Origin of the sequence: Enterococcus sp. DIV0806c (genome assembly GCF_051710905.1) — a bacterium.
Classification (GTDB): Bacteria; Bacillota; Bacilli; order Lactobacillales; family Enterococcaceae; genus Enterococcus_B; species Enterococcus_B mundtii.
In genome coordinates, this window is record NZ_JBIOLO010000001.1 from 686,931 (window position 1) to 705,280 (window position 18,350).

20 protein-coding genes are annotated in these 18,350 nt (G+C 37.5%); 17 read left to right on the forward strand and 3 right to left on the reverse strand.

From position 1 onward, the window contains the following. Positions 1–45 precede the first annotated feature (45 nt). From IGK77_RS03205 to IGK77_RS03240, 8 genes are all read left to right on the forward strand, one after another. Positions 46–609: an NUDIX hydrolase gene (locus IGK77_RS03205; RefSeq protein ID WP_074800576.1), complete on the forward strand. Its 564-nt coding sequence runs from the start codon at positions 46–48 to the stop codon at positions 607–609. A gap of 12 nt (positions 610–621) precedes the next feature. Next, positions 622–906: a cell wall synthase accessory phosphoprotein MacP gene (gene macP / locus IGK77_RS03210; protein ID WP_010736198.1), complete on the forward strand. Its 285-nt coding sequence runs from the start codon at positions 622–624 to the stop codon at positions 904–906. Positions 907–923: 17 nt separating this feature from the next. Next, the gene (locus IGK77_RS03215) at positions 924–1,616 is read left to right on the forward strand and encodes a 5'-methylthioadenosine/adenosylhomocysteine nucleosidase (RefSeq protein WP_034688949.1); all 693 of its coding nucleotides are present in this window, start codon (positions 924–926) and stop codon (positions 1,614–1,616) included. 12 nt (positions 1,617–1,628) lie between these two features. Continuing rightward, entirely contained in the window at positions 1,629–2,180 is a 552-nt protein-coding gene (locus IGK77_RS03220) for a cysteine hydrolase family protein (protein WP_023519187.1), read from the forward strand. Between the two features lie 149 nt (positions 2,181–2,329). Beyond that, the gene (locus IGK77_RS03225; protein ID WP_066025138.1) at positions 2,330–2,668 is read left to right on the forward strand and encodes a DUF3796 domain-containing protein; all 339 of its coding nucleotides are present in this window, start codon (positions 2,330–2,332) and stop codon (positions 2,666–2,668) included. A 425-nt stretch (positions 2,669–3,093) separates the two neighbouring features. Next, positions 3,094–3,456 carry a hypothetical protein gene (locus IGK77_RS03230; protein WP_074800579.1) on the forward strand — a complete coding sequence of 121 codons (363 nt, stop codon included), beginning with the start codon at positions 3,094–3,096 and terminating at the stop codon, positions 3,454–3,456. Between the two features lie 234 nt (positions 3,457–3,690). Then, positions 3,691–3,801 carry a putative holin-like toxin gene (locus IGK77_RS03235; RefSeq protein ID WP_256209283.1) on the forward strand — a complete coding sequence of 37 codons (111 nt, stop codon included), beginning with the start codon at positions 3,691–3,693 and terminating at the stop codon, positions 3,799–3,801. Between the two features lie 156 nt (positions 3,802–3,957). After that, entirely contained in the window at positions 3,958–4,053 is a 96-nt protein-coding gene (locus tag IGK77_RS03240) for a putative holin-like toxin (RefSeq protein WP_420911724.1), read from the forward strand. Between the two features lie 188 nt (positions 4,054–4,241). Here the strand turns inward: IGK77_RS03240 and IGK77_RS03245 are convergent, their stop codons facing one another. After that, positions 4,242–6,149, reverse strand: a complete 1,908-nt coding sequence (locus tag IGK77_RS03245) for a M13 family metallopeptidase (RefSeq protein ID WP_074800582.1) — start codon at positions 6,147–6,149, stop codon at positions 4,242–4,244. A gap of 275 nt (positions 6,150–6,424) precedes the next feature. On the opposite strand from IGK77_RS03245, the gene IGK77_RS03250 reads away from it, so the two are divergent. The 4 genes from IGK77_RS03250 (at position 6,425) to IGK77_RS03265 (ending at position 10,021) form a co-directional block, all read left to right on the forward strand. Then, positions 6,425–7,240 carry a dihydrolipoamide dehydrogenase gene (locus IGK77_RS03250; RefSeq protein ID WP_438712951.1) on the forward strand — a complete coding sequence of 272 codons (816 nt, stop codon included), beginning with the start codon at positions 6,425–6,427 and terminating at the stop codon, positions 7,238–7,240. A gap of 77 nt (positions 7,241–7,317) precedes the next feature. Then, positions 7,318–8,298 (forward strand): ribose-phosphate diphosphokinase, encoded by a 981-nt coding sequence (locus IGK77_RS03255; RefSeq protein ID WP_074800588.1) that lies wholly within the window; start codon positions 7,318–7,320, stop codon positions 8,296–8,298. Positions 8,299–8,458: 160 nt separating this feature from the next. Next, positions 8,459–9,598: a cysteine desulfurase family protein gene (locus IGK77_RS03260; protein ID WP_074800722.1), complete on the forward strand. Its 1,140-nt coding sequence runs from the start codon at positions 8,459–8,461 to the stop codon at positions 9,596–9,598. A gap of 75 nt (positions 9,599–9,673) precedes the next feature. After that, positions 9,674–10,021, forward strand: coding sequence for a DUF1831 domain-containing protein (locus IGK77_RS03265; protein WP_010736189.1), 348 nt, complete (start codon positions 9,674–9,676; stop codon positions 10,019–10,021). 142 nt (positions 10,022–10,163) lie between these two features. On the opposite strand, the gene IGK77_RS03270 is transcribed toward IGK77_RS03265, so the two are convergent. Then, entirely contained in the window at positions 10,164–10,943 is a 780-nt protein-coding gene (locus tag IGK77_RS03270) for a hypothetical protein (RefSeq protein WP_438712954.1), read from the reverse strand. Between the two features lie 91 nt (positions 10,944–11,034). Here IGK77_RS03270 and IGK77_RS03275 point away from each other — a divergent pair, with 91 nt between their 5' ends. Together IGK77_RS03275 and IGK77_RS03280 are read left to right on the forward strand one after the other, a co-directional pair. Continuing rightward, on the forward strand, positions 11,035–12,306 hold the full coding sequence (locus IGK77_RS03275; protein ID WP_081355933.1) for an MFS transporter: 1,272 nt from the start codon (positions 11,035–11,037) through the stop codon (positions 12,304–12,306). Between the two features lie 92 nt (positions 12,307–12,398). Continuing rightward, positions 12,399–13,010, forward strand: coding sequence for a metallophosphoesterase (locus IGK77_RS03280; RefSeq protein WP_074800599.1), 612 nt, complete (start codon positions 12,399–12,401; stop codon positions 13,008–13,010). Positions 13,011–13,145: 135 nt separating this feature from the next. On the opposite strand, the gene IGK77_RS03285 is transcribed toward IGK77_RS03280, so the two are convergent. Beyond that, complete coding sequence (locus tag IGK77_RS03285) at positions 13,146–15,074, reverse strand: hypothetical protein (RefSeq protein WP_074800602.1); 1,929 nt, start codon at positions 15,072–15,074, stop codon at positions 13,146–13,148. A gap of 944 nt (positions 15,075–16,018) precedes the next feature. On the opposite strand from IGK77_RS03285, the gene IGK77_RS03290 reads away from it, so the two are divergent. From IGK77_RS03290 to mnmA, 3 genes are all read left to right on the forward strand, one after another. Continuing rightward, positions 16,019–16,306 carry a hypothetical protein gene (locus IGK77_RS03290; protein ID WP_074800608.1) on the forward strand — a complete coding sequence of 96 codons (288 nt, stop codon included), beginning with the start codon at positions 16,019–16,021 and terminating at the stop codon, positions 16,304–16,306. A gap of 80 nt (positions 16,307–16,386) precedes the next feature. Continuing rightward, a complete protein-coding gene (locus tag IGK77_RS03295) occupies positions 16,387–17,010 on the forward strand; it encodes a hypothetical protein (RefSeq protein WP_071866653.1) in 624 nt (207 codons plus the stop codon). A 199-nt stretch (positions 17,011–17,209) separates the two neighbouring features. After that, the gene (mnmA, locus tag IGK77_RS03300) at positions 17,210–18,331 is read left to right on the forward strand and encodes a tRNA 2-thiouridine(34) synthase MnmA (protein WP_066025126.1); all 1,122 of its coding nucleotides are present in this window, start codon (positions 17,210–17,212) and stop codon (positions 18,329–18,331) included. Positions 18,332–18,350: the final 19 nt, after the last annotated feature.

Sequence of the window (18,350 nt, forward strand, 5' to 3'; positions counted from 1 at the left end):
TCAAAAAAAGTAGTTATTATAGGACAAAAGAAAGCAGGGGAAAAGATGCTTGAATATGATCAGTTTGAAGAAAAAACGATCCAACGAAAAGAAATTTATCATGGAGCGATCATTGATGTCGCTGTGGATGATGTTCGCTTACCAGATGGAAATATCGGAAAGCGTGAATTAGTCTTTCACCCCGGTGGTGTAGGAATCATTGCTTTTGATGAAAAGGATCGTCTGCTATTAGTCAAACAATTCCGCAAACCTTTAGAAAAAGTGATCCTCGAAATACCAGCTGGTAAAATCGATCCAGGAGAAAAACAAGCGCCTGAGATCACTGCTGCTAGGGAATTAGAAGAAGAAACTGGTTACCGCGCAGAGCGTTTGGAGCATTTGACTTCTATGTATTTGTCACCAGGATTTGCGAATGAAATCCTGCATATCTATCATGCAGTAAATATCAAAAAAGTGGAACAGCCTCTCGCACAAGATGAGGACGAAGTATTGGAACTTTATGCGTTGACTTTAGCAGAAGCAAAACAAGCGATGTCAGATCAAGTCATTTGCGATGCAAAAACGATTTATGCGATTCAATACTGGGAATCAATGAACAAAGGAAAGTAGAGGGATCGATTGATGGTCAAAGGACCGCTAGTCACACGTAGCGAAATCCGTAAACGACAGCAAGAACAAGCACAAGAATCATTAAAAAAACAAAGAAAAGCGGAAGCTACGTACAAACAAGAAGAAAAAAAGATCGCGAGTTTTTATCGTAAAGAACAAAAGAAAAATAAGCCAATCACGAAAACAAGAGCGGGCGAACGAGAAAAAACACGTAAATGGAATGCTGTTTTGATGAAAGGCTTGGTTATCGTCATTTTATTGTTAGCCATCGTTTTTCTGGCAGTTGCATTTATATAGAAAGAAGGAACAACTAAATGAAAATTGGAATCATCGGAGCAATGGAAGAAGAAGTAAAAATTTTAAGAGAACAACTAGGAGAACCCTTATCATGGGAAAGAGCAGGTGCTCTGTTTATCTCAGGCTCATTAGGCAATCATGAAGTTATTGTTGTACGTTCAGGTATCGGGAAAGTCTTGGCATCGATCACAACAAGCCTATTGATCCAACAATATGGTGTCAACATGGTCATCAATACTGGATCAGCTGGCGGCATCGGTGAAGGTCTACGTGTAGGGGATGTAGTGATCTCTGACAAAGTTGCCTATTTTGATGCAGATGTTACAGGGTTCGGTTACAAGCCAGGACAATTACCTGGCATGCCTCTTTATTATGAAGCAAGCACGTATTTACGTTCAGAAATGAAAAGAGCCGCAGAAGCAACCAACTTGAATGCAAAAGAAGGCTTGATCGTCACAGGAGATACATTTGTTGATTCGCCAGTCAAAGTCCAAGAGATCCTAGGCAATTTCCCTGAAGCACTTGCTTGTGAGATGGAAGGGGCTGCAGTCGGTCAAACGGCGCAACAATTCAATATTCCTTTCTTGATCGTGCGAGCAATGAGTGATACTGCGGACCATTCAGCGACACAAAGCTTTGACGAATTCATCGAAGAAGCAGGGAAACGTTCAGCTGAAATGGTGATTGAATTTGTCAAACATCTTGTATAAGGAGTGAACCGAATGAAAGCATTGATTTCGATTGATTACACCTATGATTTTGTGGCAGACGATGGGAAATTGACGACTGGAAAGAGCGGTCAGGCAATTGAACCAGCTTTAACAAAGTATACAAAAAAGTTTATTGATGAGAAAGAATTTGTCGTATTTGCGATCGATGCACATGATCCCGAAGATGCTTTTCATCCGGAAAACCAATTGTTTCCACCACATAATGTAGTCGGAACGAGTGGCCGGGATCTGTATGGTTCATTGCAAGAGATTTATGCGGAACATCAAACACAAGCCAATGTCTATTGGATCGATAAACGTCATTATTCTGCCTTCAGTGGAACAGATCTTGACATTCGTTTACGAGAACGTGGGATTACAGAGATTTATTTGACAGGTGTTTGTACAGATATCTGTGTCTTGCATACAGCAGTCGACGCCTATAACCTAGGCTATCAATTATTTATTTACGAAGATGCAGTTGCCAGCTTTGATCCAATCGGACATGACTGGGCATTGAAACATTTTCAAACAGCCCTTGGTGCGGAGATCATTAAGGGATAAAAAGAGTGAGTATAGTGGATAAAGGCATTTCTTGAGTACTTTATCCACTATTTCTATTGGTCATCAACTGAAAAAAGGGAAATAGATACATACAAATTGATCAATGGGGTGTACATAAAGTCGTTTATGCGTGAAAGGAAGGAATAGGTATGAGAAAAGGGAAAGCGAATTTAGGGTTTTTAGGTTTGCTGGGAATTTTAGGTTTTTTAGGATATTTACCAAATCTCTCAGGGTTATTTTCGCTCTTTGCATTATTTTCTTTGTTTGGCTTTTTTTGGATAACAAAAAATGGGGAAGGTTTGAAAGAATTTTTTACGAAAGAAAGAGTTTTAACCAGAAGTATCTTACTGAAAATTATAATTTTTTCACTGTTATTAGCATATATTCTAACTATAAAACTGGGAGAGTTACAAGCGTTCGTCACTATATTTATTAGTATGTTTTTTTCTCTGTTAATTGTTTTAAATTCATATCTGAGCAGAGACTAGTAGGAGTAGCATCAGTTGATAGGTAAAGGGAATATAAAATCATACATAGATTCAAATTAAAAATACCAAAAAAATATGCAGTAAGCAGAAAAAGGCTCTTCGACAAGTAGTGTTTTTATTTCTACTATTACGGGGGAGTAGAAATGAATCTGGTGACTGAGCCTGTTAGTAGTATTTGCAAGTTTGGTAGTAGAAATAGATTTATTTGCATTCTTTACTGATCTCTCATTTAGGGAAGAAGTTTCTTTTTGAGGTATTTTAGGATTAACTGCAAAAGGTTTTAGTACTGAAGATGCTATTGCTAGAGCGTAAGACACAAGTGGAAATGGTTGGATTGGATGATAGGTTGGTGAACTAAGCAATGCTTCACAGACTATTTATTACGTAATGTACATAAAATAAAACAATGTAAGTAAGGTGAAATAATGAAAAAACTGGATTCCCGATATATCGTAGGTGTATTTCTCTTATTGTTTGTTTTAAGAGGAATCTTAGAATTTATTTGGAAAGGCAATCATTCATTTACTCTCGATGAAATTTATTTTAGAGTCCCGATTGTTGTTGGTATTGTGATTGGATTGATACCAATTCATAAAGGCTGGGGTACGTTTAAATCTCTTTTTTTCATCTTTTTGAGTGATTATTTACTGAAAAAATCATTTGATCTTTTAGGATTAGAAAAAATAACTTTTACACTAGTACCTTATCTTATTATTTTAGGAGTCCTTTTAATTATTTTTTTTGCTAGATTGATTATAAAAAACAAAAAAGGGGTCTCCCTACACTAAAAGAAGATTAGATAAAAACACTTCTGTTCCCACCGTTTATTCGGTTTTAGGTGGTGGAAGTGAACTAATGTATCACTCCCTTTTTTGGTGTTTATTTATTAATGAGGGATGGAAGAATATAATAAATAAGAAGAATCGGTAATTTTCCATTATTTTCAGATTCAGACTTCTGTTTGTGGTTGATAGGAGAAATGAAAAGATGGTGGCTAATCTCTTGAAAAAAGGGTGATGCCTATGGTTCATAGAGGGGGTAGGCAAGTGTCAAGTTTTGAAGCAATGCAACTGATGATCGCTTTTGCGACGTTAGTTTTGCTGATTATTGACCATAAAGACCAAAAAAAGTAACCATCTAATCCACTTTGGCGAGTAATTAGATGGTTAGAATATCAAACTAATAAAAGCTACCGTCTTTTTAACGGTTCTACAAATGAGCTATGTTAGCGCATAGCTCATTTTGTTAATCATAGTATAGCAAAATAATTTTACCCCCGCAAATATTAAATAGACAAGTGTCGATTTTTTGAAGCAATTCAACTGATGATCGCTTTTGCGACGTTAGTTTTGCTGATTATTAACTATAAGACGTTAATACAATGAAATATAACTTTAAAAATAAGAGTATAAAGCAAACATTTTGGTGTGTCTGCTCTATACTCTTTTGACTTGTTATTTAACTAAGGTTAGCTTTTGGAACACCGTTTATTTGAATTTAAATCAGAAACAAAAATGAATTTGCAAATGAATTTATTTTTTTGCCCCATACGCATAGTTTGTTAGTGAATTATTTACCAAATATGCACACGTTTTTCAGGTGCTAGATACATCGGATCTTCTTCAGTGATCGCAAATGTTTCATAAAACTCTGCTAAGTTTTGCGGTTGGATATTCGCCCGAAGTTTCGCAGGTGCATGAACATCGATTTGTAAAAGTAATTGTTGGTATTCTTTTTTCGCTTTTGTACGCCAGATTGTCGCCCAATTCATGAAGAAATCGGCTGCTGAATAATCGTCTTCGGTCATTGCAGCTTCTAGTGCGCAACTTAATCCGCCAGCATCTGCAATATTTTCAGAAACGGTTAGTTTTCCATTGACTGTGCCATCAGCAAAAGGTACACCGTCAAACTGTTCGATCATGGCTTGCGCTTTTTCTTGGAAATGAGTGAAGTCTTCTTCTGTCCACCAGTTATTCAAGTTACCGAATTCATCAAATTTCGCGCCGTTGTTGTCAAACGCATGGGAAATCTCATGGGCAATGACTGCACCGATTCCGCCGAAGTTTGCCGAGCTAGATTGTTCCAAACTATAAAATGGTGCTTGTAAAATCGCAGCTGGGAAAACGATCACGTTTCGGAATGGATGATAGTACGCATTGACTGTATCAGCACTCATTTCCCATTCATCACGGTCGACGGGCTTGTTCCATTTACTGAAACGATCTTTTAGGGTTAGATGACTAAAGTTCAACGCATTTGAAAGCAAGGTACCACCTTCATTTGCGGGAACTGTTTGGAACGCATCGAACAAGGCAGGGATTTTATCAGGGTAACCGACTTGGATGCCTAATTTGTTCAATTTGACGATTGCTTTTTCGCGGGTTGCATCACTTAACCATTCATTCGTTTCGAGTCGTTTTTGGTAAACATTGATCATTTTCTTGACCATTTGTTCGACATCTTTTTTCGCTGCTTCGCCAAAATACTTGTTTCCGTAGTAATCGCCCAACACATGATCAAACTGTCCAGAAGCAAGGTAGTAAGCTGCTTTCTTTTGGGGCATTGCTTCATCGGTTCCTGATAAAGTCCGAGAGAAGATCCCGCTGACTTGACGGAAATCTTCAGATAGATAACTGCTTAATGAACGCACCGTTTTTACGATCATCCAGCTTTTAAGTAGTCGGAAATGTGGTGTCGTCAAAAGTTCAGCTAAATGTTCAAAGTAGACAGGGTCAGTAATGATCACTTGGTCTGGACGTGTGCCGATCAAGCCAGTAGTCAAGGTAGTTAAGTCAAGAGCATCGGTATATGCCGTAAATTCATTAAAGGCACGTGGGTTGTACATTTGGCTATAATCTGCATTTTCTTCCGCGCTTTTAACATGGGGCGCAATCAATTTATCGAATTGGATCGCTTGTTCGACGATTGCTTCTGCCTGACTTCTTTCTCTGCCTGTCATTTCTAAAAGTTGGACCATCATATCAAAAAAGACGGACAATAATTGAGCACCATTTGGATGTTCTGCTTCATAATAAGTTTTATCTGGTAAAAATAAAGAGGGTGGTGAAGCAAAAAAAGCATTGACCTGCGCATTTTTCATATCTGCATCCACATCTAAGACAACAGGCAACGGTAAGCTGTCCAATGTCCATTCGGGAAATTGCTGATTTAATTCGTCAAAGGAAGTGAGTTGCTCGATCCTTTCGAGGATTGGTTGTAAAGGTGTCGCACCTAATTGATCTCTATATTCATAATCATTTGCTAGTTGATAATAAGCAAGGAAGTGACGCATTTTATCAGATGTAACTTTTGTTGGATCAGCTAACATCTCACCTGTATCTCGCATCATTAGTTGATCAATGCCATCAACTAAATCCTGAAACCCACCAGTTGCTGGCTTATCGGCAGGAATTGTTGCTGTTTTTAACCATTCTTCATTTACTGCTTCAAAAAAATCTTGTTTCAAACGTTCTTGGTTCATTGAATCATCGCTCCTTTTTAGTTCCGTGTGCCCATTATCTAACAAAAAAGCAGAATAAACAAATGGAACGTAAAATCTATTTTCGAGTAATAAAATGTGTAATCGATTTCTTGGATGAGAGAGGTGCAAAAACACTCGACATCTGAATCAAGAAAAATGATCAGATTGAGCAATCAACCATTAGTCGATCTGATTTATTTTTTTAGGACTATCCATTATAATGAGGAAGGAGGTGATCAGTTCTGAAAAAAGCAAGTGGGAAATGGCAAGAAGTCTTGCTCAATGGAAAAACCGAGAGAATCAGTGAGTTTCGTCTGCTAAAAAGGAAACACGAAAATGGACACTATTTAGCAGTGATTTTTGAAAATGAGAGTTATTTGATTGTTGATCCTCAAGGAAAACCAGTCGAATTTATTACAGCGGTAAACGCCTATTCAAAAAGTATTTCAACATCCACTATGTGGCAAGAAGCCAGTATAAATGCAGAAGGAATTGACGATGAGCTGATCGATAAATTTTGGGCAAAGTGGGCGCAACAAGCGCCAACGACTCATTTAGTTGATTATTGGGTAGGCTTGCCAGAGCAACGTTTCTTGACTTATAAAAAGTGGCGAACAACGTCTGGTTATCTTTGTGGCACTTATGCGGCAGCAGTGTTACTTGCCTACTATCAAGATTATTGTATGCCCAATCTGATTCCTTCAGATATTCGCCGAAAAGATTCCCGCGATGCGAAAGAATTGATCCAAAAACTGCGTAAAACGATCCAACCTTTAGGCTTGCCTACCGTACCTATCCAAGTAAGTACAGGAATCTCAGCCTTTTTTAGAACACAACAGCAACCGATTTATGCCAGAAGTACAGTAGTCGGTTCTTGGCAACGAGCAACAAAGCGGATTCGCGAAGGAAAACCTGTGATGATCGGTATTTTAAGATTGCTAGGCAGTACCTACGGCAATCATTGGGTCACTGCTTATGCTTACTATGAATCAGCTTCTGGTGAGCGTTATTATAAAGTCCATGATAATTGGGGAAACACAAATAAAGTGATTCCTGCAAGTTGGGGAAATGGAACAGTCTCACTTCCTTGATTATTTTCAGAAAATACCAGAAATACGGAACAAAATATGTTAAACTATCGAAGAATAGAGAAGTTTGGGAGGATGTCATGAGTAAAAAGTATCAGGACGACACGTTGAAAATCTTTAGTTTGAATGGGAATCGACCGTTAGCAGAAAAAATCGCCAAAGTATTTGGAACAGAGTTAGGGAAAAGTGTAGTCAAACAATTTAGTGATGGAGAAATTTCAATCAACATTGAAGAAAGTATCCGTGGCGACCATGTCTACATCGTTCAATCGACCAATGCACCAGTCAATGATTACTACATGGAATTATTGATCATGATCGATGCGATGAAACGTGCAAGTGCCAAAACGATCAATGTGGTGTTGCCTTATTATGGTTATGCGAGACAAGACCGGACAGCGAAGCCCCATGAACCAATTACAGCAAAATTGATTGCGAACATGCTTGAAGAAGCAGGAGCGACTCGTGTATTGACCTTAGATCTGCATACGGTGCAAGTACAAGGATTCTTTGATATTCCAGTAGATAACTTATTTACAATGCCATTATTTGCCCATTATTACCGTGAACTTGGTCTGGTCGGTGATGACATTGTCGTTGTTTCACCAAAGAACAGTGGTGTCCAACGCGCGCGTAGCTTATCAGAGTATTTGAATAGTACGTTAGCAATCGTTGATCATGCGGACGAAGAAGTCGAAGGAACAGCAGCAAGTTACGTGATCGGAAATGTTCAAGGAAAAACGTGTATACTGGTTGATGATATTTTAAATACTGGATTGACATTCGCTCGAGCAGCCAAAGTCTTGAAAGAATATGGCGCCAAAGATATCTATGTTTGTGCTTCTCATGGCTTGTTGTCAGAGCCTGCAAAAGAGATCTTGGACGAAGCGCCAATCAAAGATATCTGTATCACTGATTCTGTCTATACACCAGAAGACCGTCACCCAGAAAACTTGACGATCGTCACTTGCTCAAACTTGATGGGTGAAGCTGTCAAACGTATCCATGAAAACACGCCAATGAGCCCATTGTTCCGTTTGGAAGAGAAGAGCTTTAGATAAAAAAGTGAAACACCATAAAATGACGGAATTTAGGTCATTTTATGGTGTTTTTTGCTAGGAACTTGGACATATCTACTAAAAAAATCCTCTTTTTGCCTAAGTTTATTTTTGGTAACTGGCTATTTCTATGCTAGAATGTGCCTAGCTCTATTTGAAAGGGATGAATACATTGGGCAATATTTATTTAGATCATGCAGCGACGACGCCGATGCATCCGTTGGTAATCAAAGAAATGATGGATATCATGGAAGGGACATTTGGCAATCCTTCGAGCATTCATGGATTTGGTCGGATGGCTCATGAAAAATTAGAAAATGCTAGACAAATCGTGGCAGATAGTTTGCACGTCCGCCCGCATGAGATTATTTTTAACAGTGGCGGAACGGAAGGTGATAATACTGCGATTCTTGAAACAGCATTCTCACGTCAAAATGAAGGGAAACATCTAATCACTACAGTTATTGAACATCCAGCAGTCTTAAATACGATGAAGTATCTTGAAAAAAAAGGTTTTGAGGTTACATATCTACCAGTTGACCAAAAAGGAAATATCTCGATTGCTGATTTCCGTTCGGCTTTAAGAGAAGACACGATTCTAGTCTCGATCATGTACGGGAACAATGAAATCGGCAATTTATTACCAATCAAAGAAATCGGTGGAATTTTACGAGAACATCCAGCCTATTTTCATACGGATGCTGTTCAAGCTTATGGTAATCAAACGATTCATCCTCAAGAGTTAGGAATCGATCTTTTGAGCATATCTGGTCATAAAATCAATGGACCGAAAGGAATCGGTTTTTTATATAAAAGAGATGGCGTAAATATCCCACCTTTGCTTTTAGGGGGAGAACAAGAAGAAAAACGCCGTGCCGGTACAGAAAACTTAGCGGGGATCTGTGGATTAGCAAAAGCGATAGAAATATTAACGCTGGAAGAAAGAGAAGCACGTAACAAAAAATGCTTGGGCTTCCAACAACTGATTTTAGATAAATTGGCAGAGAATGAGATTGAATATGCGATCAATGGTGATTTGACGAATAAATTACCTCATGTACTGAATTTACGTATTCCAGGGATCGTCAACGATCTATTATTGATGAAATTGGATCTACAAGGCTTTGCGATCTCAATCGGTTCGGCATGTACTGCTGGAAATATCGAACCTTCTCATGTACTAGAAGCCATGTATGGAAAAGGAACACCATTCTTGAAAGAATCCATCCGCATCAGTTTTGGCTATGGGAATACAGAAGAAGAAGTCCAACGATTTGCTGATGGTTTAGTCAAAGCAATCTAAGCGCTAAAAAACCTAGTAAAACGAGTTAGAAACTTTTATAATAAAGAGGAAACTAAACTTACTGAGGTGAAAAAGATGGCATTTGAACAAACAGCGTCCGTACTCGGTTCTCCAGTTAGCTACCGTTTACATCCAGATGCAAAAAGATACACATTACGCGACAATGGCTTTACAGAAACAAATGGCGGGAACTATCAATTGATTCGTCCGCTTGATGCAACACCACAAAGCAAAGAGGGTTTTAAATTAAAAATCACGGTTGCAAAAGACATCAAGACAATGAAGATGTCGATCACGACAGCCAATGGCTTGCGTGCAGTCGATATTTTTAAAGATCCAAAGCAAAAAATGAGTCAAGATAAGTTTTATTTCTTGATGGATAGCATGATCAGTCGTGGACTATTTGAAAAAGTAGAAGGCTAAGTACTCATGTGACACAACAAAGAAAAACAAAAAAGTACCCGAACACTAGGAAAACAAGTGCATGTATCGTCTTCATGTGACGGCGAGCATGCGTAACTGTCCTTCCTAGCGCTTGGGTACTTTTTTATTTATCGGTCAATGATCATTCAACTTTTGACCATTCATCTAAGGTTTTTCCTTGGGCATCTTTTAGTTCTAACCAACTATTTGTTCCGCCATAATACAGTAATAGGCTAGCTTCATTCACACTTTTGACGATGATATCCTCCACAACTTTCCCATCTTTGATCTGCTCTTGGTAGTCAGCCCGCATCTTATCTCCATATTTCGCGGCATAACTACCCGAACCATCTTTATTCAAAGGGGCATCAAGTAATAACGTAGCGCCAGCTTTGATCAACATCTCATTGCGACTGATCCAGTAAAGGGTTGCCTTGCTACCACGAAATTCCACAGTAAAAGGAATCTCGCTGATTTGTTTTGTCCACCGATGACGCGCTTTGGCAGGTTTCTTTTTCGTTGCAGTAAGCGGAGCAAATCCGTAGCCGAAGGTCGTCAACACAGTCGTTACTTTTTTAATATTTGTTGCTAATTTCTTCGTTGCTTCAACTGGGATTTTTTCTTTGAAATCTTTGTCTTTTTCTAATGTTAGACCAGCTTCGGTGGCTTGATTATTCATTAGATACATAAAATAATCTGCTTCAAGATCCCATGGTAAATGGATAGTGATGACTTGGTCAAAGGATTTTGGGCGGATCTTTGTACCAATTGCCAGACACTTTTTATCTAAGTAATAAAGATAAAAGGAATTTTCTATTTCTTTTACTGGCTTTGAACAAATAGAGAGTTGGATTTGTTCTTCCTCTAATTGGATCTGTGTTTCAGAAGCGGTGATCGTGGTGTGAAAACTAACCTTAGTCATAGGTGTATCCTCCCGTTTTTTTCTACAGTGTACCATGTTTTTCAAGCAATAATAAAATAATCATAATTATAAAAAAATATAAGACAAATGAATGGTAAAATACAGAAAGAATACAAAATTTGGAGGCGTTATGCAGAAATACTGGAAAAAGAATATTAATTTATTTTTGATGGGACAATTTTTATCAGGAATCACAAGTATGGTCGTTCAATATGCTATTATTTGGTATTTGACGCAAGAAACAGGTTCTGCAACTATTTTAAGTTTTGCCACATTATTAGGAATGCTGCCGATGGTTCTATTAAGTCCATTTGTTGGGCCGCTGATCGATCGCTGGGATAAGAAAAAATTATTGATTTATACGGATATCATTGTTGCGATATTTGCACTTATTTTATCCATTGTAGGAACAGTGATGTCGACCTTTCCGCTCTGGTTAGTGTTTGTCTCTTTATTTATTCGTTCGGTCGCACAGACATTCCAAATGCCGACGATCCAATCAATTTTACCAACAATGGTTCCAGAAGAAGAATTAACAAGGATCAACGGGCGATTGGGGATGGTGCAATCAGCGAATTATATCGTTGCTCCTGGATTAGGTGCTTTTTTATTTGCTGCGGTACCGATGAATGCTTTGATTCTTTTGGATGTATTAGGCGCCATTCTTGGTGTAGGACTGTTGATTCTTGTGGTAATTCCCAAGATGGACATCCAAGGAGAAGCGGTTCATTTGTTAGCTGATACTAAATTTGGAGTAAAGAAACTATATGAGAAGCGAGGGTTATGGCATATTATGCTCAATGGGGCAGTTTTCATGCTGTTGTTCATGCCTGCCGCAAGCTTATATCCACTGATGACGATGGGTTATTTTAATGGCACAGTTGGGCAAGCGGGATTGATCGAAGTCATTTACGCCGTTGGAATGTTAGTCGGAGGCGCAATCATTGGTTTTTCTGGTCATTTTAAGAATCGAATGCAGCTAGTGATCATCTCCTATATCGTCTTAGGGGTATCCATCACAGCGAGTGGTTTATTGCCAGCAACCTCACAAGGATTTATTTACTTTGTTCTGTTGAATGCCATTGCCGGTTTGGCTACGCCTTACTACAATACATTAGTCATGGCGATGATCCAACAAAGTTTTGAGCCAAGTATTTTAGGAAGAGTGTTGGGTGTGTTCAATTCACTGATGTCTCTGCCTGGTCCAATCGGTTTGATCTTTGCTGGACCACTAGCAGATGCCATTGGTGTGGAGAAACTATTTGTGATTGCTGGTGTCGGTACATTACTTTGCGCAATTGCACTGTACCTGGTTCCTTCAGCCAGAAACTACGATTTAGAATTACAAAGTAAACATAGCTAAGACAAAGCAATAGATTTCTTTTTTTAAGATAGGCATTGATTGCCTATTTTTTTGTTTTCACATACGATATTTATAAAGGAGAGTGAGCTTAGATGAATTATTTTATCAGCGATATGCATTTTTTCCATGAACGGTTGCTCGGTAATAGTGATTTTTCGCCGAGACCATTTAAAAATATTGCCCGCATGCATCATCAATTAATCACTAGTTGGAATGCAGTCGTAAAGGAATCCGACCATGTTTATCATCTAGGAGACCTCGCGATGCACCCTAAGTATGAAAAAGGTAGCGCAGAAATTCTTTCCTTAGTCAAAGAACTGAATGGCACGATCCACTTTATCAAAGGGAATCATGACAGTCGGGCCTTTTTCAACTACTTGGAACAACATGATCCGTGGAAAAAGGAAGGAAAGCAAAAATTTCACTTTTATGATGTAGGTGTCATCATAAAATTCAATCACCAACAATACTATCTGACCCATTATCCATTGTTGCTCGGAGGCAACGATAAAATACGCAATCTTCATGGACATATCCATCACTACAGCGTACCCATCGGCAACGACGTCAATGTAGGAGTAGATGCGCCAGAGCGAGAACTGTTGGCAAAATCATTACCTTTTGGCACTCCCTTATCTGAAAATAATATTGAAGCAATCTATCAGAAAAAACAAGAAGAACTGGAACCGTTGAAGAAAATGTAACCGCAAGTACGAGATCGTAGTAAAAGCGGTCAGTCGATAGATAGTTGAAAAAGCATTCAAATACTACTCGTAAGGAGAGTACTTGAATGCTTTTTATTGTCGGTAGATGAGTTAGCTAAAGAAATGTTACTTTTTCTATATAATACAGTTCACCCATTTTCCTTGATCATTCAGCCCTTTACCCACGGAAGCAGTCCCATCATTCAAACGTTTAAGATCATTCGTGATATTTGTTGAGTAGACGATAAGAACCTCTTCTTTTGTATATTGATTCAACCAGTCAATCGCGTAATCCACAGATTGGTTGACACCGATATGATAGTAATAGTTTTGGTAAATCGTTTTGGCTTCATCAATCATGGTAAAGTCATGGTTCAGTCCATACCCGTTTCTCTGAGAAGCAGGTGTAGTGAAAGAGCCATGGAATCGTAGATAAGTAGCGGAGCGATAGGTGCCATTTTCTAGCTTGATCAATGCATGGAAATTATTAAAGAAATAATACCAAGTCGGACGGTTCTTCGTGTAGGATACATCATAATTCAATGGATTCGGATAGGCTAGATCATAATTTTCATAGACACTTAAATTCTCCGTGTAATCAAATTTTCTTTGAGTAAATGCTGGAGGAGTATGTACTACTTGACTAACTAAATAGCCATATGAAGGATGTGCTTTTTGATCGATTTTTGAATAAGTCGGATTATAGCGTAGGTGATTACTATCCGTCGTGATATCTTTTGAATAAACAATATCAAAGCTACACTGAGTATAGCGATTGATCCAATTCATCACGTAATTTGGGATATCCGCAAGTTCAATACCATTAGGTACAACAGGGATATTTTTATCTGCATATTTTTGCTTCGCTTCATCAGTCAAAGCAAAATTGGTGAACAAATCTAATTGTGCTACGACATTTCCACTGGCATTTCTACCGAGTGTAAGAGATTTGTTGGTGTAGGGACGTTGGTTGTTTTGGTCGATTGCTAAGAAATGATAGTCGTTTTCAAGGTAATAGAGGTTAGAGTTTCTACTGAAAATAAAGTCTTCACCTTCCATTGGGGAACCGGCCCCAGTCCAAGTGATGTTTTTTGTGTAATCAATGTGTTCGGGAAACGAAGGACTAATAAATTCAACTTTATTGGAATATTTTATTTCATCTGGTGACACAACGTTCCATTCAAAAGGATAAGATTCTGCCTCTAAATCAATTCCTTTGAAATTCGGGTCAAATCTATCTGTCACTTCATCAAGCTGACCATCTGGGGTTGCGTTCATATAGCCGGCCCAGACAAGCATAGAACAGTACCAATTTTGTCTGCTAGATGTGCGATCTTTATTAGGAAGAATCATATCAAGTTCATACTCTTTTGCCAATTGATTTTTCATGAATGCAGTAGCAACTTTTTTTTGTAAATAAGTAGCCTCTGATACTCTTAATATACTAGCCTCTGTATAGGAAAAACGTTCATCGTCTATAACACCATAAACGACTCCTCCAGCCTTGTTGGCTAGATCACCATTATATTTAGTCGCTTCAATCGTACGAATATATTTGAAAGTCTCATGTTTTCCATTTATAACGTGAGTTTCTTCAACGATGTCTTCTACAATCATTACATGATGAAGGAAAATGACTCCAAAGCTTGGAACTTCAGCTCTATTTTTTTCAAAAATAATGTCTCCAGGCTGGATCGTATTCAACAAGTCATAAGTACCATATTCAGGCTTTTTTTCAAAAGTAATATTATCTAGAGAGTTTCCAATATTAAAGGACCAAAGTGGTGGGATTTTAGCTAATCGCTCTGCTTCCTCGACTAAATACATATCATTGACTGAACGTGCATATTCTTTCAATTGATTCTCATCTAAATAAGATGCTTGGTTGTAATAATCAGCTGAAAATTCCTCGAAAGTCTGCTCGAAGGAAGCGTATTCATTTTCGAAAAATTCATAATAATCCTCTAAAGACTGATAAGAGTCCGCTTCGGCATGTACCTGCATACTTGAGAATTGAAGTGAAACGATTAATAAAAAAGTTGTGAAAAAAAGTTTGATCTTCATGATATTTCCTCCTTAATTTTATGATAAAATAATAACATACAAACATTTATAAAAACACCTATTTTTTTAATTTTTTATGTTTTTTTATATGGGTTTATGGAAAAACTTTTATCTAATTATATTTGTTTTTAAAAGTTTACGTGAAGAATTTTTATTATTGATTTGTAAATTAATTTATTTATTTTAAAGTTATTTTAAATTTTATTTTAAATAACTTTTTATTGGTTTTTGATTGTTAGATGTATAATTTTTCTATTAATCCAAAAATAACTTCGATTATTTCAAATGAAGCGAAGAAAGGAGTAGCTTATGAATGGATACAAAATCGGCTTGTGTATGTCAATGTCCTTATCTATTCTGTGTATTATTGGTTCGCTGATTGATGGACGTGGACCCATTGGATTGTTGTGAGTTTTTTAACAATTATTACAGGATTTTTTGGAGTCTATGTTACAACTAAAATCACTATGGATAAACATCTAAAATCTTTTTTGTTCGTCGCGAATTATTTATTTGCAACGAATCTTAATGTCAGATATGTGTGTGTTTATAAGGTAGACATATAATTAAAAATAGTAAAAGGAGCGTATAAATGTCTTTTCTAAAAAATAAGTCTTGTACAAAAAAATCAGTAGTTCTATTGATATTGTCAATTTTTCTTGTATTTATTACGTGTATCTTTGCTAGTCCCATCTTGTTTGATTCATTTAAGTATCAACCGCATCTGTTTATAGTTATAATTTCGATTTGTTGGGTCATCAATGGAGGGAGTATCGTATTTGCGCTAGGAATCGCAGACAGATACTTGAAAAGGACGTTGATTACGTTAAATTTTGTGTTTGGCTATGTCTTTTTATCTACGATTTTCCAATTTTCTTTGAATTTTTGAAGCTATTTCTGTTTTTAGTGAGAAATATTGATGTTGATAAGGAGGAGAAAGAAGAATGAAACGTGCATTGAATCTAGTCGTTTTATGTTTGTCAATGCTTGCATGTATCAGTGGTCTATTTTATATACATATTTATTTAAGTGGAGAAATTGAAGGGATTCTTTTTGCATTAGGTTTGAGTTTTCCGGGTTTGATTGGTTTTTATTGTTCGACAAAAATAAAAAAGACGAAGTTGAAATGGTTACTGCTAGGGCTGAATTACCTTTTCGCTACTTATAGTACTGTCTTGATTATCGTAATTTATTGGTTACAAGTCTTCGGGATAGAGTTTTTTACAAGTTAGTACATTTTATTTTATGTATTAATTGAACAATTCAAAAAAATTTAGAAATTTTATCGTATGTTTTAAAAGGAGTGAGTGGAATGTTTGTAAAAAAAAGTATGCCGAATAAATATATTTCGTTCTATCTATTGGCGCTTTGTTTTCTATTAGGAAGTTTAGTTTTTGTTTTCAAATTTTTTTGGTTATTTGGAACAGTCCAATATTCTTGGTGGATCATTAGTGGAATCAGTTTGTTTTACTCAACTAGAATCCCCTCAGCATTCTTAAAAAGAGTGCTCATTGGGATTCATCTTGTTTTGATGTATGGTATTGTACTAGGAACTTTATTAGGTTTTGTCAGCTTTGGTAAGGTGGAGTATTTATTGTTCCCTGTTGCGTACGTATTGATTGTGGGCGCGCTTCATGAGTTAGAGAAAAAGAAAGCATTCTTTATCATGGGCTTGATCATCCCGATGTCTATTTCTACACTCGCATTTATTTATGCTCATTATTTGATTATTTTTCAAAGTCATTCATTCGAAAGTTATTATTTGATTCCTTTGCTTATGTTGATGGTGATCTCTGGCTTGATTGGATTATACGCCGCAACAAAGCTTGAAACTAGCCGGCGAAAATTTTACTTATTGTTTATCAATTATTTGTTTTCTACATATTTCAATGTTGTGCTGTTACTTTTGTTTTTGGTGAATGTAGTAAGAAACTAAATCATGAATAAAACGCCTCTCATAGCAAAGTTTTGGTATCTGAAAAGTACAGAATGGGCCAACTAAAAAACGTCGCTTTTTTAAATTGAATATTTAGGGGTGAAATTTTCAGAAAGATGACGTATAATGTAAAATACTGAAAAGTTGCGACCTTCAACTCGTAGATGTTTCAGAATCTAATTGAAATGATGGTGATACCATGACAGACAACAGCAAAACACGCGTTGTCGTTGGGATGAGTGGCGGTGTTGACTCATCTGTAACAGCACTTTTGTTAAAGGAACAAGGCTATGATGTAATCGGGATCTTTATGAAAAACTGGGATGATACCGATGAAAATGGTGTCTGTACGGCGACGGAAGATTATAAGGATGTAGCGAAAGTGGCTGCCCAAATCGGGATTCCTTATTACTCGGTCAATTTTGAAAAGGAATATTGGGACCGTGTATTTGAATATTTCTTAGCAGAATATCGTGCAGGACGTACCCCGAACCCAGATGTAATGTGTAATAAGGAAATCAAATTTAAAGCATTCTTAGACTATGCAATGGACTTAGGAGCGGAATATGTTGCTACTGGCCATTATGCGCAAGTCACACGTGATGAAAATGGCGTGTCACATATGTTGCGTGGGGTCGATAATAACAAAGACCAAACGTATTTCCTTAGCCAATTGTCACAAGAACAATTAGCAAAAACGATGTTTCCGTTAGGCGGTATGGAAAAATCAGAAGTACGTGCGATTGCGGAACGTGCCGGTTTAGCAACTGCGAAGAAAAAAGACTCAACTGGTATTTGTTTTATTGGCGAAAAGAACTTCAAACAATTTTTAAGTAACTATTTACCAGCTAAAAAAGGCAATATGGTGACCCTTGACGGTGAAGTCAAAGGGGAACACGCTGGTTTGATGTACTACACGATCGGACAACGTCAAGGCTTAGGTATCGGCGGCGGTGGCGATTCACAAGAACCTTGGTTCGTGGTGGGTAAAGATCTTGCGACGAATACATTATATGTTGGACAAGGGTTCCATCATCCTGCATTGTATGCAACCAGTTTGGATGCAAGCGAAATCCATTTTACAACAAATGAACCAATGCCAAAAGAATTCAAATGTACAGCGAAATTCCGTTACCGCCAACAAGATGTACCGGTAACTGTACGCTTATTAGAAAATAATCGGGCAGAAGTCATCTTCGACGAACCCGTACGCGCAATCACACCAGGACAAGCCGTTGTTTTTTATGACGGAATGGAATGTCTAGGGGGCGGATTGATCGATCATGCGTATCAAGAAGCGAAAGTTTTGCAATACGTCTAAGATAATCTAAAAAAGCCAC

Excerpts from the sequence above, each read along its gene's own strand:
- IGK77_RS03205 (WP_074800576.1), top strand. The coding sequence starts at position 46 with ATGCTTGAATATGATCAGTTTGAAGAAAAAACGATCCAACGAAAAGAA.
- macP (WP_010736198.1), top strand. The coding sequence starts at position 622 with ATGGTCAAAGGACCGCTAGTCACACGTAGCGAAATCCGTAAACGACAG.
- IGK77_RS03215 (WP_034688949.1), top strand. The coding sequence starts at position 924 with ATGAAAATTGGAATCATCGGAGCAATGGAAGAAGAAGTAAAAATTTTA.
- IGK77_RS03220 (WP_023519187.1), top strand. The coding sequence starts at position 1,629 with ATGAAAGCATTGATTTCGATTGATTACACCTATGATTTTGTGGCAGAC.
- IGK77_RS03225 (WP_066025138.1), top strand. The coding sequence starts at position 2,330 with ATGAGAAAAGGGAAAGCGAATTTAGGGTTTTTAGGTTTGCTGGGAATT.
- IGK77_RS03230 (WP_074800579.1), top strand. The coding sequence starts at position 3,094 with ATGAAAAAACTGGATTCCCGATATATCGTAGGTGTATTTCTCTTATTG.
- IGK77_RS03235 (WP_256209283.1), top strand. The coding sequence starts at position 3,691 with ATGGTTCATAGAGGGGGTAGGCAAGTGTCAAGTTTTGAAGCAATGCAA.
- IGK77_RS03245 (WP_074800582.1), bottom strand. The coding sequence starts at position 6,149 with ATGAACCAAGAACGTTTGAAACAAGATTTTTTTGAAGCAGTAAATGAA.
- IGK77_RS03255 (WP_074800588.1), top strand. The coding sequence starts at position 7,318 with ATGAGTAAAAAGTATCAGGACGACACGTTGAAAATCTTTAGTTTGAAT.
- IGK77_RS03260 (WP_074800722.1), top strand. The coding sequence starts at position 8,459 with ATGAATACATTGGGCAATATTTATTTAGATCATGCAGCGACGACGCCG.
- IGK77_RS03265 (WP_010736189.1), top strand. The coding sequence starts at position 9,674 with ATGGCATTTGAACAAACAGCGTCCGTACTCGGTTCTCCAGTTAGCTAC.
- IGK77_RS03270 (WP_438712954.1), bottom strand. The coding sequence starts at position 10,943 with ATGACTAAGGTTAGTTTTCACACCACGATCACCGCTTCTGAAACACAG.
- IGK77_RS03275 (WP_081355933.1), top strand. The coding sequence starts at position 11,035 with ATGGTAAAATACAGAAAGAATACAAAATTTGGAGGCGTTATGCAGAAA.
- IGK77_RS03280 (WP_074800599.1), top strand. The coding sequence starts at position 12,399 with ATGAATTATTTTATCAGCGATATGCATTTTTTCCATGAACGGTTGCTC.
- IGK77_RS03285 (WP_074800602.1), bottom strand. The coding sequence starts at position 15,074 with ATGAAGATCAAACTTTTTTTCACAACTTTTTTATTAATCGTTTCACTT.
- IGK77_RS03290 (WP_074800608.1), top strand. The coding sequence starts at position 16,019 with ATGAAACGTGCATTGAATCTAGTCGTTTTATGTTTGTCAATGCTTGCA.
- IGK77_RS03295 (WP_071866653.1), top strand. The coding sequence starts at position 16,387 with ATGTTTGTAAAAAAAAGTATGCCGAATAAATATATTTCGTTCTATCTA.
- mnmA (WP_066025126.1), top strand. The coding sequence starts at position 17,210 with ATGACAGACAACAGCAAAACACGCGTTGTCGTTGGGATGAGTGGCGGT.